Below are 15,636 nucleotides of genomic sequence, written 5' to 3' on the forward strand. Positions count from 1 at the left end.
TCGACGGGGGTGCAACCGAAGCTCGGGGCGGAACGTGAAAATTCGGCAGCGATAGGATGCTGCCCAGAAGAGACAGAGGGGAAGCAGTCGCACGTGTCTGATCGCAACAGCGGAGCGAGCGCGCTCACGGGCGCCCGCCAGGTGGGCCGCCTGGCGCCGGTGCGCCGCACGTCGACGGTGGACCTCATCGCCGAACGCCTCCGCGAAGCGGTCCTCGACGGCTCGCTCCCGCCCGGCGCCGCCCTCGGCGAGGCCGAGCTCGCCTTCCAGCTCGGGGTCAGCCGCGGCCCGCTCCGCGAGGCCATGCAGCGGCTCACCGCCGAAGGGCTCCTCGTCATCCCGCGCCGCCGCGGCCTGGCCGTGCGCACCATGACCCCCGAGGACGTGCGCGACGTCCACTGGCTCCGCGCCCGCATCGAGCCCGAGCTGGGTCGGCGCATCCTCGCCCGGCCCCTCGCCGAGCGCCGCACCGTCCTCGCCGAACTCACCGCCGAGGTCAAGCGGATGCAGCGCGCCCTGCGGAAGGGCGACGCCCGCGACCTCGGCGACGCCTACCTCGACTTCCACCGCGGACTCGCGGCCTGGGGCGGATCGATCCGCCTGGCCCGCATGATGTCCACCCTCCTCATCGAGACGCGGCTGTGCACCTTCTCGATGTACGAGCACTTCGAGGTCCACCGGGACCTCGTGCCCGAGCACGTGGCCTTCGTCGAGGCGCTGGCCGCCGAGGACGCGGTCCGCTTCGCCGCCCTGGTGGAAGCCCATCTGGAGGCGGAGGTCCGGCGCCTGCTCGCCGAGCCCGAGACGTCCAAAGAGGAGGACGCCGACCGCCTGCTGGCCGAGACGCCGGACGAGCCGCAGCCGCTCGACCGCCTCGACCTCCCCGAGGGCATCTGAACGCCGCCTCGTGACCGCCCGCCTCCGTCCGGAGGCGGGCGGAGATCGTTCATTGTCAATATTCCGACTCGCCGCGTTCCGTTGGTGGACTTGTATGTTACCCAACGGTTATAAAGAGGGCCCCATCCCGGACAAAATCCGAAACGGAGCCCATAATGTCCCTCCCCCGGAGCATCTCCACCATGGCCGCGGCGACCGTCGCGGCATTCGTGTGCGTCATGGCGCTCACGAGCGGCGCCGCGCAGGCGCAGACCATCGAGTACGTGGCGCTCGGCGACTCCTACGCCTCCGGCGTCGGGACGCGCTCCTACATCGACGACGGCTCGGGCTGCAGCCGTTCGAACGCCGCCTACCCGGCGCTCATCGCCGACGAGATCGGCGCCGACCTCACGTTCGCGGCCTGCTCGGGCGCGACGACCGGCGACCTCCTCGCCGGACAGCTCGGCGGGCTCTCCGACGGCACCGACCTCGTCACGGTCACCATCGGCGGCAACGACACCGGCTGGGCCGGAGTGGTCCAGAAGTGCGCCTACCCCTACCCGTGGACCTGCACCGCCGAGATCGCGGCGGCCGAGCGGTTCGTCCGCGAGCAGCTGCCCGCGAAGCTCCACGCCGTCTACGACGCGATCGCGACGGCCGCGCCGAACGCCGAGGTCGTCGTCCTCGGCTACCCGCGGCTCTTCAACGGCGAGCAGTGCAACGCCATCACCCGCATCAGCCCCGCCGAGCAGGCCGCGCTCAACGACGCGGCCGACCTGCTGGGCGACACCATCGGGACCGTCGCCGGGAGCCACGGCTTCCAGTACGTCGACGTGCGCGACGCCTTCGAGGGCCACGCCGTCTGCGACGACGTCGAATGGATCAACGGCCTCTCCTACCCGATCATCGAGTCCTATCACCCGAACGCGGCCGGCCAGCGCGACGGCTACTACGCCCTCCTCAACGCGCTCGTGCGATCTGGTTCGGCGTAATGGAGCAGGCTGAGTGGAACGCACGTGCGCCAGAGATTCCCTGCATCACCGCCTCTGGCATGAATCACTTTCACTGTTCCCCGCGGTTGAAGGTGACGCTGCAACACCAAGGAGTGAGAGTAAGAAGGCCTGCCCCTCCAAAGGAATCGACATGAAAACAGTCCTCTCCCGCCTTTTCTCGACTGCGATGGCCGCGGGCGTTCTGACTGCAGGGATCCTAGCGGTCGCTTCACCGGCTCAGGCGACCTCCGTCGACTGCCAGAGCTACCTTGCGAACCAAGGTTATAGTGTCGGCCCAATCGTGAGAGGCGCCTGCGGCTTTGCTGCGGATCGAGCTGACGCTCCCGGCACAGGCCCGGCTTACGGCCAGCTGGTATGCAGGCAGCGGCTCGCCGAAGCCGGAGTCAGTCAAGCCCATTATTCGGAGGCATGCAAACGAGCTCAGTGGTGACCTGAGCGCCAATGGATCAGGGCCCCGCCGGCATCCCGGCGGGGCCCTTCGTTCGCGTGCGGTCCTACTCGATCGAGTCGCAGGCCTTCCAGAGGCCGTCTTCCTTGACCAGGTCCATGGAGTCCGACTCCTCCGTGGGCGTCGCGGTCCAGCCGGTGATGGACATGCCGTCCTCGGCCATCACGGGCTCAGGGGTGTTGTAGCTGACGGTGTAGTCCACCGTGGCGGTCTCGCCGTCCACGTTCGAGCCCGTGACCTCGTACGAGAAGTCAACGTCGATGTCGATCGGAGGCACGTCGGTGGCCCCCAGCTCCTCCATCTGGGCGCTGAAGTCGAACTCCTCGGCCTGAGCGTCCATGTCGGACTTCATGCTCTCGCAGACGTACGGCTCGATGTCGTCGATGACCCCTTGGATCGCCTCGGTGTCGCCGGCGAACGCGGCGTCGAACAGCTCGCCCATCTTGGGGAGCACCTCGTTCGCCACGTCCTCGGGAGAGTCCGAGGAGGACGGGCCGCTGCTCCAGGGCTGCATCACCAGGAGGACCACCGCGGCGGCGAGGACCACGACGCCGGCGGTGACGCCGACGATCAGGCCGGTCTTCGACTTCTTCGGCGCGGGCGGCAGCGGCGGCCCGCCGAAGCCCGGCTGCTGCTGGCCGTATCCGGGGGGCGGAGCCTGCCCGTACCCGGGCTGCTGCTGGCCGTATCCGGGCGGCGGCGTCTGGCCGTAGCCCGGCTGCTGGGGCTGCCCGTATCCGGGCTGCTGTGCGCCGTACCCGGGCTGCTGGCCGTAACCCGGCTGCTGCCCGTATCCAGGCTGTCCTTGAGGCGGTTGCTGGTTCGGGTCGTAGCCCGGCTGCTGCGGCGGGTAGGCCATGACGGTTCCTCGGATTGTTGGAATATGTCGCGCCAGGTTAACACGCAGTCGCCAATCCCAGTTGCCTTGGAACCGGTCGCAAGGGGACCCCTGAATGAACGAACGGCGCCGGGACCGCGAGGGTCCCGGCGCCGTCGACGCGCGGCGTCGGCGCTCAGCCGCCGGCCTCCGCGTTCGGGTCTTCGGACTGGTAGACCTGGATCTCGTCCGCGTTCGAGGCCATCTGCTTCTTCGCCTCGTACGGGTCGAGCTCGGGCCCCTCGGGAATGAGATGGATCATCGTGTCCGGCACCGAGATCGGCTCGATGCCGCCGTAGCCGAGCATGTTCTGCGTCGTGTCCGTCACGCCTTCGTCCGCGAGCCCGTGCCGGATGCCCTGATCGCTGATGAGGTAGGTGAACCCGGAGATCGTCGCCCCCTGATCGGTGCGGCTGTCGGCGAGCACCGCGGTCCCCTGCGGGAGCACGGTCTGCGCCTGGATCCCCGGCACCTCGTGGAAGATCTCGCCCTCCGGCGTGAACTCCACCGACTCGGCGTTCTCCACGAGCGTGTCAGGCGCCGACTCGTACATCGCGACCTGCAGCGTCGTGGACTCGTCGTTCTGCGCCTGCTCGTCGTACACCGCGCACACCGCGGGGCGGCTGGCGTCGGTCGTCCACGTCTCCCCGCTCAGATCGTCCTCCGGGTAGCCCGCAGGCAGATAGTTCGCCTGAGAACCGATCTCGCTGCGGGTCACCGGGTCGACGACGACCGCCTCGCCGTGCATCGCCCGCAGCAGGAGCTCCATCGTCGGGGTGATCGGGGCGAACTCGTCGTCGCCGGTCTCGGTCTTGACGAGCACGAACGCGTCGTTGCCGTCCCGCACGGGCCGGCCGTACGTGATCATCGTGCCGCCCTCGTCCGGCACCGTCGACTCGGTGCCGAACTCGTCCCGGTCCGGAGGCGCGATCGGCGCGACCGCCGGCAGCGTGTTGAGCATGCTCTCGTTGAGGGGCACCGCCTGGTCGGTGTTCAGACCCAGGTCGTCGATCAGGTCGACGGCGGACTCCTCGTCGTCGCCGATCGGGTACCTGCCGCCGTTCCACAGCAGGAAGTACTTCGTCGGCGCCTCGCTGCCCTCGTCCTCGGCGGTCTTGGCCAACAGCCAGGTGTCGTCGGAGAGCCACCGGTCCGGCTCCTCCAGGTCCTCGACCACGAGCTGGGTCAACTGGAAGTCGGCGGTGCCGTTGGGCTCGCGCGGCATGGAGCAGGTGTTCCAGTTCTGGTCCTGCAGGAGCTCATCCGGGTCCGGCGGCTGCGGCGGGATGCCCTGGATGCCGATCGTGAAGCTGCCGCGCAGCACGCCCGACAGCGAGGAGGGCTTGAGGTCCTGCACCGGCGGCTTGCCGTCGGAACCGGGCTTGACCAGCAGGAGCGCCGACGTGTAGTTGGTGACCTGCCACAGCCGCGCGGGGTTCTCCGGCGTCTCCTCCCCGCCGTCCTGCGTGACGTACACGTAGACGGAGTTGCTGCCCTTGATCGTGATGATGCTGCCCGCCACCGGCAGGGCGTTGCCCTTGCCGAAGAGGGTCGCGATCGCGAAACCGCCGAAGACCAGCGCCAGCACCATCACCGACGCGAAGATCGACACGCCGATGCGCCGCAGCGGACGCTCGATCGAGTCGGGGTTCGCCAGCACCAGCGCCTGGTTCATGCGCGAGGTGATGAACCGGTGGGCCTCCACCTGTTCGCGACGGGAACGCATCTGGGGCATCGGAAGTCGCCTCTCTCGGGGTCGTGGGGGACCGGGCTCTAACCGCGCAGGGACAGCGCGATCGCGTACAGGTTGCAGACCCAGCCGACCAGCGGCAGGATCGACACGATGAGCAGCGCCTCGATGATGTCGAGCGAACGGCCCCAGGTCGGTGCGATCTTCTTCCCCGCCACGGCCAGGCCGTAGATCATCGCGATGAGCGTCACGAGCGTCAGCGCCCCGAGGATCACCGTGAGCCGCACCAGGATGTTGCCCTCGCTCGCCACGAAGATCGCGGCCAGCGTGGCGGTCAGGCCCCCCATGCCGCCGGTGAGCATCACGATGCGCGCGGGACGATCCTCGATCGAGCGGGCCCGGCTGAGCATGACCAGCGACAGGACCGTGGCGAGGATGAGCCCCTCGGGAAGCTTGTCGGAGAAGGCGAGCGCGATCGTCGCGACCAGGCCGACCACGGCGGTGAACGAGTACAGCGCCTCCAGGTAGTTCCCGGCGTGCTCGGAGAGCTTGAGGATCCGCTTGCCGTCGATGGCCTCGGTGTCGCCCTCCTTCAACTCGTCCGTGGTGGTCGGCAGCGTCGGCGTCGGCACCATCGCCATGCTCAGCGACAGGCGCGGCGCGGCCGGGAGGACGGCCAGCGCCAGCGGCGCGGCGATGCCCGCGGCCGTGGCGGCCGTGCCGTTCGGGATGATCATCATCAGCGCGGTCGAGATGCCGAGCACGACCGCGCCGAGGATCGTCACGATGAACACCGGCGCCGAGGCCATGTCGCCCACGGCGACCATGGACAGGACGCTGAAGAGCAGGATCGCCGAGGCCGCGATGAGCACGTGCGGGCCGGCGAGGTCGAACAGGGGCGTGTCGGCGTCGGCGGCGATGAGGAGGCCGCCCACGCCGGCGTAGAGGACGGCGGTGATGCCGAAGTAGGTGGCCGCGCGGGAGTCGCCGACGGCCCGCGAGAGCAGGGCCGAGGCCCCCACGAGCAGCCCGGCGACGCCCAGGCTGACGATCGCACTGGCGAGGTGGGCGGTGAGCAGGAGCGCGACGGCGCCGACGGCGAGGGCCGCGGTGCCGACGCCGATGCTGAAGCGCTTGGTGGCGACGTGGTCCCACCGGTTGCCGCGCTGCTCGGTCGCGGTGGCGACCGCGTCGATGACGTCGTCGAAGACGATCTCGGGCTTGGCGGCGTCCGCCGGGTTGAGGTAGAGCATCTCGCCGTCGTTGATGCCCAGCTGGGAGCACGAGTGGCCGGTGTCGATGGCCTCTTCGCCCAGGCGCGCGAGGATCCAGCCGCCGTTGTCGCCCGCCTCGTCGATGTAGTACTCCCCGGCCTGGTGCAGGATCGTGGGCAGCAGGTCGGACAAGGGGACGTCTGAGGGCAGCGCGAGGTCGATCCTGGTGCGAGGACTGACGATCGTCACCCTGGAGAGAGTGGCCGACTTGGTGCTCACCGCGGGAACCTCCGGGTCGGGTCGGTGATCGGGGGACATGGGGGAACCGTTAAAGGATAAATCCCTCATGCAATGGCCGGTGTACCGCAGTAGTGGCGACGCGGTTCTACCCTGTAAGTGCGATACTCGACAGAGCGCACTTACATCTTTTATACGGCAGCGCCCAGTAACGGCTCGCAAGCAGCCTCGCCGGTTCCGGCGGGGCGTTCATTGGATGAGACGTGGTAGGCGCATCCCCCGGTGAGTACAAGGACCCTCTGTGACGACCAAACTCTTCCGCAGGCCTCCGCGTAAACGCGGACCGCAGGCCCCGCGCGGCGACATCCTCCTGGAGGCGCCGCCGGACATGCCCGATCCGCAGCCCAAGAACATCGCCCAGTATCTGATGATCCTGCCGATGCTCGCTGGCGCGGCCGCGATGGCGATGATGATGATGTCCCGCGTGGGGACCGGCACGACCGCCTCATCGGGCAACAACACCCTGCGCATCGCCATGGGCGCGATGATGGGCATCTCCATGGTCGGCATGATGGCCACGAGCATGGGCGGCAACCGCGCCCAGAAGAAGGCCGAGTTCAACGCCGAGCGGCGCGACTACATGCGCTACCTCAACCAGGTGCGCCGCCGCGCCCGGAAGGGCGCCGAGCGCCAGTGGCGCGCCGCCCGCTGGCGGCACCCGGACCCGCGGGCCCTGTGGTCGCTCGTCGGCTCCCGCCGCATGTGGGAGCGCCGCCCGAAGGACGACGACGCCCTCGACATCCGCGTGGGCGTCGGCAAGCAGCGCATGACGATGAAACTGGTGCCGCCCGAGACCAAACCGGTCGAGGACCTGGAGCCGATGACGTCGATGGCGCTGCGGCGGTTCGTCGCCGCCCACTCGAACGTCATCGACATCCCGAGGTCGATGAAGTACACCGAGGCCGGGCGCATGGTCCTGCGCGGCGATCGGCAGCTCGTCGTCGACAACCTGCGCGCCCAGCTCTGCCAGCTCGCGGTGCTCCACTCGCCCGACGACGTGATCGTCGCGATCGTCGCCGACAACGAGCGCATGCCCGAGTGGCACTGGATGAAGTGGCTGCCGCACCTCCAGCACCCGACCGCCGAGGACGGGGCCGGCCCGGTCCGGATGTTCTTCAACACGACCACGCAGCTGGAGACCTCGCTGCGCGAGCAGCTCTCGAGCCGCGGCGCGTGGGCGCCCGGCGCGACCGCGGGGGAGGGACAGGCCCATCTGGTCGTCATCCTCGACGGCGGCGAGGTCGACCCCACCGGCATCATCGCCGCCGACGGCATGGCCGGGGTGACCGTGTTCGACTTCTCCGGCTACCTGCCGCGCAAGCCCGGCCCGCAGATCAAGCTCTACGACGTCACCGAAGAGGAGATCTACACCGACCAGGCCGGACGGCGGCGCGTGCTCGGCAAGCCCGACCGCCTGTCGTTCAACCAGGCCGAGGGCATCGCGCGCTCGCTCGCCCCGTGGCGGCTGACGCTCAAGGGCGCGGGCGGGAAGTCCGAGTCCGGGGACGAGGACGCGTCGCCGCTGGCGAACCCGTCGAGCCTGCCGGAGATGCTCGGCTTCAACGACGCCGCGGCGCTCGACCCGGCCGTGCACTGGCGCGACAAGCCCGTCAAGGACTACCTGAAGGTCCCGATCGGGCCCGGCCCCGACGGCTCGATCGTCGACATCGACTTCAAGGAGTCGGCCGCCGGCGGCATGGGCCCGCACGGGCTGCTCATCGGCGCGACCGGTTCGGGCAAGTCCGAGGTGCTCCGCACCATCGTGGGCTCCCTGATCGCCACGCACTCCTCGGAGGAGCTCAACTTCATCCTCGTCGACTTCAAGGGCGGCGCCACGTTCGCGGCCCTCGACGACCTGCCGCACGTCTCGGCGGTCATCACCAACCTCGCCGACGAGATCGAGCTGGTCGACCGCATGGCCGACGCGCTCGAAGGCGAGCTGGTGCGCCGCCAGGAGGTGCTGCGCGCCTCCGGCAACTTCACCAACCGGTGGGAGTACGAGAAGGCCCGCAAGGCCGGGCAGCCGCTCGACCCGATGCCGACGCTGCTCATCATCGCCGACGAGTTCTCCGAGATGCTCGTCGCCAAGCCCGAGTTCATCAACCTGTTCCTCCAGATCGGCCGCATCGGCCGCTCGATCGGCGTGCACATGCTGCTCGCCAGTCAGCGCCTGGAGGAGGGCAAGCTCAAGGGCCTGGACACGTTCCTGTCCTACCGCGTCGCGCTCCGCACCTTCTCGGCGCAGGAGTCGCGCACGGTCATCGGCTCCGGCGCCGCCTACGAGCTGCCGCAGCAGCCCGGCCACGGGTACCTGCAGGTCGGCACCGAAGACCTCGTGCGCTTCCGCGCCGCGTACGTCGGCGGGACCTACAAGCCGCCGAAGCGGGTCGCCTCGCGCGCCGAGCGCATCGCGGCCGTGCAGCACAAGGTGCAGCGCTTCCTGCCCGGCTACGTCGAGCCGCCGCCCGAACCCGAGGTCCAGGACGAGCCCGAGGAAGAGGACATCTCGACCGACGCGGAGGCCGCGGCCGACGAGCAGAACGAGAAGCTCTCCCAACTCGAGGTCATGGTCAACAACTGCATCGGGATGGGCCGCCCGGCCCACCAGGTGTGGCTCCCGCCGCTCCTGGAGCCGCCGACGCTCGACCAGCTGCTCCCGCCGCTGGAGGCGGACCCGCAGCGCGGCCTGACCCCGAAGGGCTTCTCGCTCAACGGGAAGCTCCACGCCGTCCTCGGCGAGGAGGACCGGCCGTTCGAGCAGCGCCGCAGCCCGTTCATCGTGGACCTCTCCGGCGCCCAGGGCACCGTGGCCATCGCGGGCGGGGCGCAGTCGGGCAAGTCGACGATGCTCCGCTCGATGATCGGCTCCCTGTCGCTCATGCACACGCCGCGCGAAGTGCAGTTCTACTGCCTCGACTTCGGCGGCGGCACCCTGCGCGGCATCGAGGACCTCCCGCACGTCGCGGGCGTCTTCGGCCGCCAGGAGGAAGAGGGCGTGCGGCGCACGATCCAGGAGGTCTCGGCCATCCTGGACGAGCGCGAGGCGTTCTTCACCGCCAACAAGATCGACGGCATGAACTCCTACCGGCGCATGAAGGCCGAGGGGCGCTTCAGCGAGGACCCGTACGGCGACGTCTTCCTCGTCATCGACAACTGGATGACGCTGCGCGAGGACTTCGAGCCCTTCGTCGACCAGGTCCGCGCCATCGGCAACCGGGGCCTCGCCTACGGCGTGCACGTCATGGTCACCTGCACCCGCTGGGGCGACATCCGCATGAACATGCGCGACATGTTCGGCCTGAAGCTGGAGCTGAAGCTCTCGGACAACATGGAGTCCGAGATCGACCGCAAGGCGGCGGCGAACGTGCCGAAGAACCGCCCCGGCCGCGGCCTCTCCCTCGCGAAGCTGCACTTCCTCGCCGCAGTCCCCCGCATCGACTCGATCCGGGACGGCGACGACCTGCAGCCGGGCGTCGAGGACTTCGTCAAGAAGGTCAAGCAGGCCTGGCGCTTCGCCCCGTGCCCCGAGGTGCGGCTGCTGCCGCGCCAGCTGCACGTGGCCGAGTTCCTCCAGGCGGTCGACCGCTCGAAGCCGGGCATCCCGATCGGCCTCAACGAGGCCGGGCTCAAGCCGGTGTACCTCGACTTCCAGGCCGAGCCGCACCTGCTCGTCTTCGGCGACTCCGAGTCCGGCAAGACCAACCTCCTGCGGCACATCGCCCGCCAGATCCAGGCGACCTACTCGCCGAAGGAGGCCAAGGTCATCATGGCGGACTACCGGCGCGGCATGCTCGAGGAGATCTCGAAGCCGACGCTGCTGGACTACGCCATGTCGGGCAAGCAGTTCGAGAACTCGGTGAAGAACCTCAAGGGCCCGATCGAGAAGCGGCTCCCGGGGGACGACGTCTCCCCGGCGCAGCTGCGCGACCGGTCCTGGTGGACGGGCCCCGACCTGTTCCTCATCATCGACGACTACGAGATGGTGGCGCAGCGGGTCAACCCGCTCGCCCCGATCGCCGAACTGATCCCGCAGGGCCGCGACATCGGCTTCCACGTCATCATCGCCCGCCGCGCCTCCGGCGCGTCCCGAGCGATGATGGACCCGATCGTGGGACAGATCAAGCAGCTCGAATCGCCCGGTCTGCTCATGAGCGGCCGCAAGGAGGAGGGCGCGATCTTCGGCAAGCTCCGCCCGAGCCCGCAGCCGCCGGGCCGCGGCACCCTGGTGCGCCGCAAGGACGGTGAGCAGCTCATTCAGACCGCGCTGCTCCCGCCGAACGGCACCGCCTGAGACGAGCGCCTCACGGGGCCGCCGACCGCAACCGGTCGGCGGCCCCGCGGCGTCTTAGGTTGAGACGGCCGCAAAGCCCCCCTTGCGCCGAAGAACACCAAAGGCCCGCATGAACCCACTGCTCACCGCCCTGCCCCGGATCGCGACCGCCCCGCTCCAAGCGGCGCCCGCCCGTCCGGCGACGCCGGTCGCCGTGCGGGCGCTCCAAGCGGTGCTCCTCGCCGCCACGACCGCCGTCGTCGGCGTCTGGATGTGGACCTGGCACGGCCTGCAGGCCTACGCGTGGCCCGGCGTCGACAACGGGCTGGCCGAACGCGGCCTCGCCTACCTGCTGATCCTCGCCCCCAGCGTCCCGGTGAACCTGCTCGCCGCGATCTGGCTCGGCCGCGGCGGCCGCAGGGCCCAGCTCTACCTGGCCGCCGCGGGAGCGCTCACGTTCGCGCAGGCGTCGCTGCTCCTCACCCCCGCCGCCCTGCCCGGAGACGGCCAGGCCGCCGTCGGGATCCGGTTCCTCGTCACCATGGTCCCCATCGTCTTCGCCGGCGCCTGGATCGCCACCACCGCCCGCGCCCGGGCCTGGCTCGGCGCCACCGCGCCCACACGTTCCCTCGTGCGCGTGGAGACCGCCGTGTGGGGCCTCGCCCTCGCGCTCGCCGCCGGCACCGGCGCCGAGGTGCACCAGTGGGCACGGGCCGCCGCCGCACCGGGCGCACCGACCGGCGCGTTCACCGAGGCGGGCACCTGGGAGCGCCTCGAACAGACCGTCGCCGAGACCACCGACGCCATCCCGGCGTTCACCGGCTTCAGCGCCCGCACCCTCGACGTCGCCCCCTGCGGCTACCGCACCGACGCGGGCCTGCCGACTTACCGGTACCTGCTCACCTATGAGCTGCGCGCGCCCGCAGAAGCCGCCGTCGCAGCCCGATGGGCCGAGGACGACTTCACGCTCACCTACGACGGCGCGACCCTCGACGGCACCCGACGCATCACCGCCGAACGCGTGTACCCGGTCGACGACGACACGTCCCACACCCTGCTCCTGGGCTACACCGGGGGAGCGGATCCGACGCTGCAACTCCAAAGCCCCTGCGTGGAGCGCACCGCCGCCACCCCGGAATGCCTGCCGCCTCAAGGCGACCCCGTCGCCGACACGGTCAACGGCCTCGCCTGCCCGACCCGCGACTGACCGGGCCCACCGGACGGGAGCGAACCCGGTCGGCGACAGCTCCGTGCCGACCGGGAGCCTCTGATCGCGGGTTCGCCCCGCCTCCAGTGGCTGCGCTGGACTCGGCGAGGGCGCCGCGGCGCAAAGCAGTTGTGGAGCGAGCGCGCCGAGGCGATACTCGGGCGGTGGCCGGTGAGAGGGAGAGACCAGTGAACCGAGTCGAGTTCGAGGTCGTGGACGTGGTCCGACCGGAGGTGGGAGGCGCCGACCCGGACGCCGTCGAAACGGTGCGGCAATTGACGATCACAGTCGACGGCGTGCCGCTCGAAGCGCTGGCCCGCCCGGTGGAGCTGCCCTTTGCGTCGGCCGACGGCCAAGCGGAGCTCGCCGGCCGGTATCAGGCGTTGCAGGATCTGCGGGTCTGCTGGCCGAGCCGGCACTTCCTCGATGAGCCGTTCCTCTCCGAGTCCGACGACGGGGACGCGGTGCTCATGGGGTGCATCTGCGGGGACCCGGGCTGCTGGCCGCTCAGCGCCGACATCGGGCTCGACGACCACACCGTCACCTGGTCCCGCTTCAACAACGTCCACCGGCCCCACTGGGACCACAGTGCCCTGGGGCCGTTCGTCTTCGACCGGGCGCAATACGAGGCCGCGCTCCGCCGGACTCGGCAGGAGTGAGGCCGCGGCGGAAACGGTCCCGAGCCCTCCAATGGTGAGCAGTTCCGGCGGAGCTACCAGGACATGTATCCGGTTCAGCCGGACACGCGAGTCGGACGTCGGTCCGGTATCTTGTGGGGCAGAGCGGACAGCGCTGTAACGACCGGCACACGGAAGGGTCCCCCCTATGGCCACACCTCTCACGCCAATCCCTCCGAGTCCTCGACCAGCGCAAACCGCTTCGCGGAGGCGCGCGGCCATCGGCGCGGGATTCACAGCGGTCGCAGCCGCAGTCGCCATCGCCGTGACTCCGAGTGCGGCCCTCGCGCAGGACGACACCTATGCCCAGGACAACGCCTGGGTGCCCGAACTCGTTCAGGCGCCAGCGGCCTGGGAGACCACCCAAGGTGAAGGAATCACCGTTGCGGTATTGGACACGGGAATCAACGAACACCCCTTCTTCGAAGGCAAAGATGTTCTCCCCGGCCATTCTGCGGCCTCTTCTGAAGAGGACGGCTGGAACGACACAGACGGACACGGATCGGCAGTCGCCGCCGGAGTGCTGCTCGTGGCCCCCGAGGCCACGATCATGCCGGTTCGGGTTGGGACGGGCGAGAGTATTCTCTCTGGTGCCTTGGGGCCCACTCAGTTCGATGCCTTCCGGTGGGCTGTTGACAACGGGGCTGACATCCTTGTCGTGCCTTGGGGCCTTTCCGGAGCCTCTCAGGATACTTTCGACGGCGAGTACCTTGAAGTACTCCAGTACGCCATTGACAAAGGCGCGATTGTAATCGCAGCGGCAGGCAACGAAGCTGGTGAACCGGTCGAGTACCCTGCGTTCGTGCCAGGGGTCGTCGCGGTAACCGGTACTGACCGCAACGGAAACATCTGGTACGAGAACACCACCGTCGGTCCTGAAATCGCGGTGGCGGCTCCCGCGGACGAGATGACTGCCCCGCTGCCACAAGACAGCTCCCTTGGGAATACCGAGCTGTACAGAGACGTCATCGGCGGCACCTCGATGGGATCCGGCATAACCGGTGGAGTCGCCGCATTGGCGTGGGCGGCTCATCCTCAACTCGATGCGAGCAATGTCATTCAGCGCATGATTCAGACCGCCGGAGAAGGCAGTGGCGGCAAAAGCGACGACTTCGGCTATGGGCTTCTGAACGCCGACCAGGCGGTGCACGCCCAAGACATCGCACCGGTCGAAGAGAACCCGCTCGGTTACCCGATGGGCGAGGCCGGGGCCAGCGGCGTCTCACCAGACGAAGCTTCCTCTGAGGAGGCGGCCGAATCCTCCCCAGCACCCGCTGGCCCGTCAGCGGCTGCGGCGGAAGGCAACAAGGAATCCAACCTCTCGTCCATCATTGTGGTCGCGGCGGCCGTCGTCCTCCTCGGCGCAGCAATCGCAGTGTGGCTTGTTCTTCGCGGTCGCGGACGAAAGTCTGCAGCTCCCGCAAATGCCGGGAACTTCCGGCCTGGTGATGGGCCGGGCCCGGGCGCGTACCAGCAACCGGCTGCGGCGCAACAGCAGTACAGCCCTCCCATGGGAGGCGGCCCGGGATTCGGCGCCCCGCAGAGCCCGCAGCAGGGCTTCAGCAGTCCGCCGCCACAGCAAGGGTTCAATCCGCCGCCCGGCAACGCTGAGCAAAGTCCTCCGGGGCGTCCGAGCGATCCGAACCGGCAGTAATCCATGAGAAGGGCCCTAAGTGATATCGCTTAGGGCCCTTCGTCTCCGCCCGGACTCGAAATGAGTGGGGGCGGATGGCCTAGGCCATCCGCCCCCACTCACCGTTCATCGGCTGTCAGTCGTCGTCGAGTTCTTCGTCCCGGACATTGTTCCTGCCCCAGTCGACGTCATCCTCCCGCAGCCAGGTCTCGCGGGTGTAGGTCTCTTCCTCGTCATCGTCGTGGTAACCCGAGCGGGTTCCCCCTCGCGGGTTCGTCCCGGTGCCGCCGCGACCCAGTGCGCTGCGGCTGGAGGGGGACAGGCGGCTGCCAGAGCCGCTGCGACCGGTCCCGGCGCCGGAGCGGGCAGGGCTCGAACTCGGCTTCCCGTTCGCACCTGCCCGGGCGGGGCTCGAACTGGTTCCACGGCCGCTGGTCGATCCGGCTCCACGGCCGCCGGCGGTAGAGCCTGCGCCCTGGGCGGGACCGAAGAGACCAGTACCCCCGGCAAGGCTGCCGCCCATACCACCGGTACCGCCCATCGACGGGGTGCCGCCACCAGTGGGAGGAATCGCGGTGGCGCTGGCGAGACCACCGGAGACGTTCGAGTCGAGGTTGTCGTAGGAACCGTAGTTCCAGTCACCGTCGACCGGCTCCAGGTCGTCCGCATCGGTCATTCCGTCGCCGTTGACGTCGACGAGACCAGAAGCGTTGGCGCCGTTACCGGTGACACCGCCGTTGGCGCCTTGGAGGGAACCGGACGAGGAGTTCAGCGCGGTCTCGGAGAAAATGCCGCCGGTCGGCTTGGTGTAGGTGTTGTTGCCGGGCATGTCGCTCGGGGGAGGCGGCGGCGGCTCGCCGAACTTCTCTTCCCTCGCGATTGCATACTTCTCACCGAGATTCGCGACGATCAGAGCAAGATCGTCGTGCTTCTTGTCCAGATCCGCCTGGTATTCCTGTTCCCACTGGGGCTTCTTCGACTGCGCTTCAGGACTCGCCGGATCGACTTGCTTCGTGCTCTCCACCCAGTCTTCGTATTCATCGATGTAAGCGGGGTTGAGGGATTCGGATTGGGTCTGGGCGTCTTTAAGCGCTGCGGCCAAGCCGGGGATGTCGAACTCACCGACCGTCTGCATGCCCTGCTCGGACTCGACGCTGTACTGCTTGACGATGCTCATCCGGCTGTCGAACTCGTCCGATGCAGGGCCGGTCCACTGGGTGCGCAGCGAGGAGACGTGGACGTCGAGCTCCTCGCGGGCGGCCTTCATGCCGCTGGCGGCGGAGACCCAGATCGAGCCGGCCCGCTCAACGGCGAAGTCGTCGCCTTCGTGGAGCATTTCCCATAGCTGCTCGTGGGTGTAAGCGCCTTTGTAATAGTCTTTGCCTTTGCCGGCCACCTTCGGCTCCTTCCTAAGGGTATCGGGTCATCAGCGGT

General features: G+C 69.0%; 10 protein-coding genes. 6 read left to right on the forward strand and 4 right to left on the reverse strand.

Translation table 11 applies throughout. The features are described 5' to 3' along the window. The first annotated feature begins 93 nt into the window (after window positions 1-93). Complete coding sequence (locus K3N28_RS12205; RefSeq protein WP_228092802.1) at window positions 94-897, forward strand: GntR family transcriptional regulator; 804 nt, start codon at window positions 94-96, stop codon at window positions 895-897. Between the two features lie 155 nt (window positions 898-1,052). After that, entirely contained in the window at window positions 1,053-1,868 is an 816-nt protein-coding gene (locus K3N28_RS12210; RefSeq protein ID WP_228092803.1) for an SGNH/GDSL hydrolase family protein, read from the forward strand. A gap of 515 nt (window positions 1,869-2,383) precedes the next feature. Here the strand turns inward: K3N28_RS12210 and K3N28_RS12215 are convergent. From K3N28_RS12215 to eccD, 3 genes are all read right to left on the reverse strand, one after another. Next, the gene (locus K3N28_RS12215; RefSeq protein WP_228092804.1) at window positions 2,384-3,196 is read right to left on the reverse strand and encodes a hypothetical protein; all 813 of its coding nucleotides are present in this window, start codon (window positions 3,194-3,196) and stop codon (window positions 2,384-2,386) included. A 154-nt stretch (window positions 3,197-3,350) separates the two neighbouring features. Continuing rightward, a complete protein-coding gene (gene eccB / locus K3N28_RS12220) occupies window positions 3,351-4,940 on the reverse strand; it encodes a type VII secretion protein EccB (RefSeq protein WP_228092805.1) in 1,590 nt (529 codons plus the stop codon). A 47-nt stretch (window positions 4,941-4,987) separates the two neighbouring features. After that, complete coding sequence (gene eccD / locus K3N28_RS12225) at window positions 4,988-6,397, reverse strand: type VII secretion integral membrane protein EccD (protein ID WP_228092806.1); 1,410 nt, start codon at window positions 6,395-6,397, stop codon at window positions 4,988-4,990. Between the two features lie 259 nt (window positions 6,398-6,656). Here eccD and eccCa point away from each other — a divergent pair, with 259 nt between their 5' ends. The 4 genes from eccCa to K3N28_RS12245 all read left to right on the forward strand — a co-directional run bounded on the left by eccCa (window position 6,657) and on the right by K3N28_RS12245 (window position 14,223). Then, window positions 6,657-10,706, forward strand: a complete 4,050-nt coding sequence (gene eccCa / locus K3N28_RS12230) for a type VII secretion protein EccCa (RefSeq protein ID WP_228092807.1) — start codon at window positions 6,657-6,659, stop codon at window positions 10,704-10,706. Between the two features lie 109 nt (window positions 10,707-10,815). Then, window positions 10,816-11,892: a hypothetical protein gene (locus K3N28_RS12235; RefSeq protein ID WP_228092808.1), complete on the forward strand. Its 1,077-nt coding sequence runs from the start codon at window positions 10,816-10,818 to the stop codon at window positions 11,890-11,892. 188 nt (window positions 11,893-12,080) lie between these two features. After that, a complete protein-coding gene (locus K3N28_RS12240) occupies window positions 12,081-12,551 on the forward strand; it encodes a hypothetical protein (RefSeq protein WP_228092809.1) in 471 nt (156 codons plus the stop codon). Between the two features lie 340 nt (window positions 12,552-12,891). After that, window positions 12,892-14,223: a S8 family serine peptidase gene (locus K3N28_RS12245; RefSeq protein WP_228092810.1), complete on the forward strand. Its 1,332-nt coding sequence runs from the start codon at window positions 12,892-12,894 to the stop codon at window positions 14,221-14,223. Window positions 14,224-14,338: 115 nt separating this feature from the next. On the opposite strand, the gene K3N28_RS12250 is transcribed toward K3N28_RS12245, so the two are convergent. Beyond that, the gene (locus K3N28_RS12250; RefSeq protein WP_228092811.1) at window positions 14,339-15,598 is read right to left on the reverse strand and encodes a WXG100 family type VII secretion target; all 1,260 of its coding nucleotides are present in this window, start codon (window positions 15,596-15,598) and stop codon (window positions 14,339-14,341) included. Window positions 15,599-15,636: the final 38 nt, after the last annotated feature.

This window comes from Glycomyces sp. TRM65418, assembly GCF_019710475.1.
In the GTDB taxonomy this organism is placed as follows: Bacteria; Actinomycetota; Actinomycetes; order Mycobacteriales; family Micromonosporaceae; genus Glycomyces.

Bases quoted from the DNA above. Each gene is read 5' to 3' on its own strand.
- K3N28_RS12210 (WP_228092803.1), top strand. From the start codon at position 1,053: ATGTCCCTCCCCCGGAGCATCTCCACCATGGCCGCGGCGACCGTCGCG.
- K3N28_RS12215 (WP_228092804.1), bottom strand. From the start codon at position 3,196: ATGGCCTACCCGCCGCAGCAGCCGGGCTACGACCCGAACCAGCAACCG.
- eccB (WP_228092805.1), bottom strand. From the start codon at position 4,940: ATGCGTTCCCGTCGCGAACAGGTGGAGGCCCACCGGTTCATCACCTCG.
- K3N28_RS12235 (WP_228092808.1), top strand. From the start codon at position 10,816: ATGAACCCACTGCTCACCGCCCTGCCCCGGATCGCGACCGCCCCGCTC.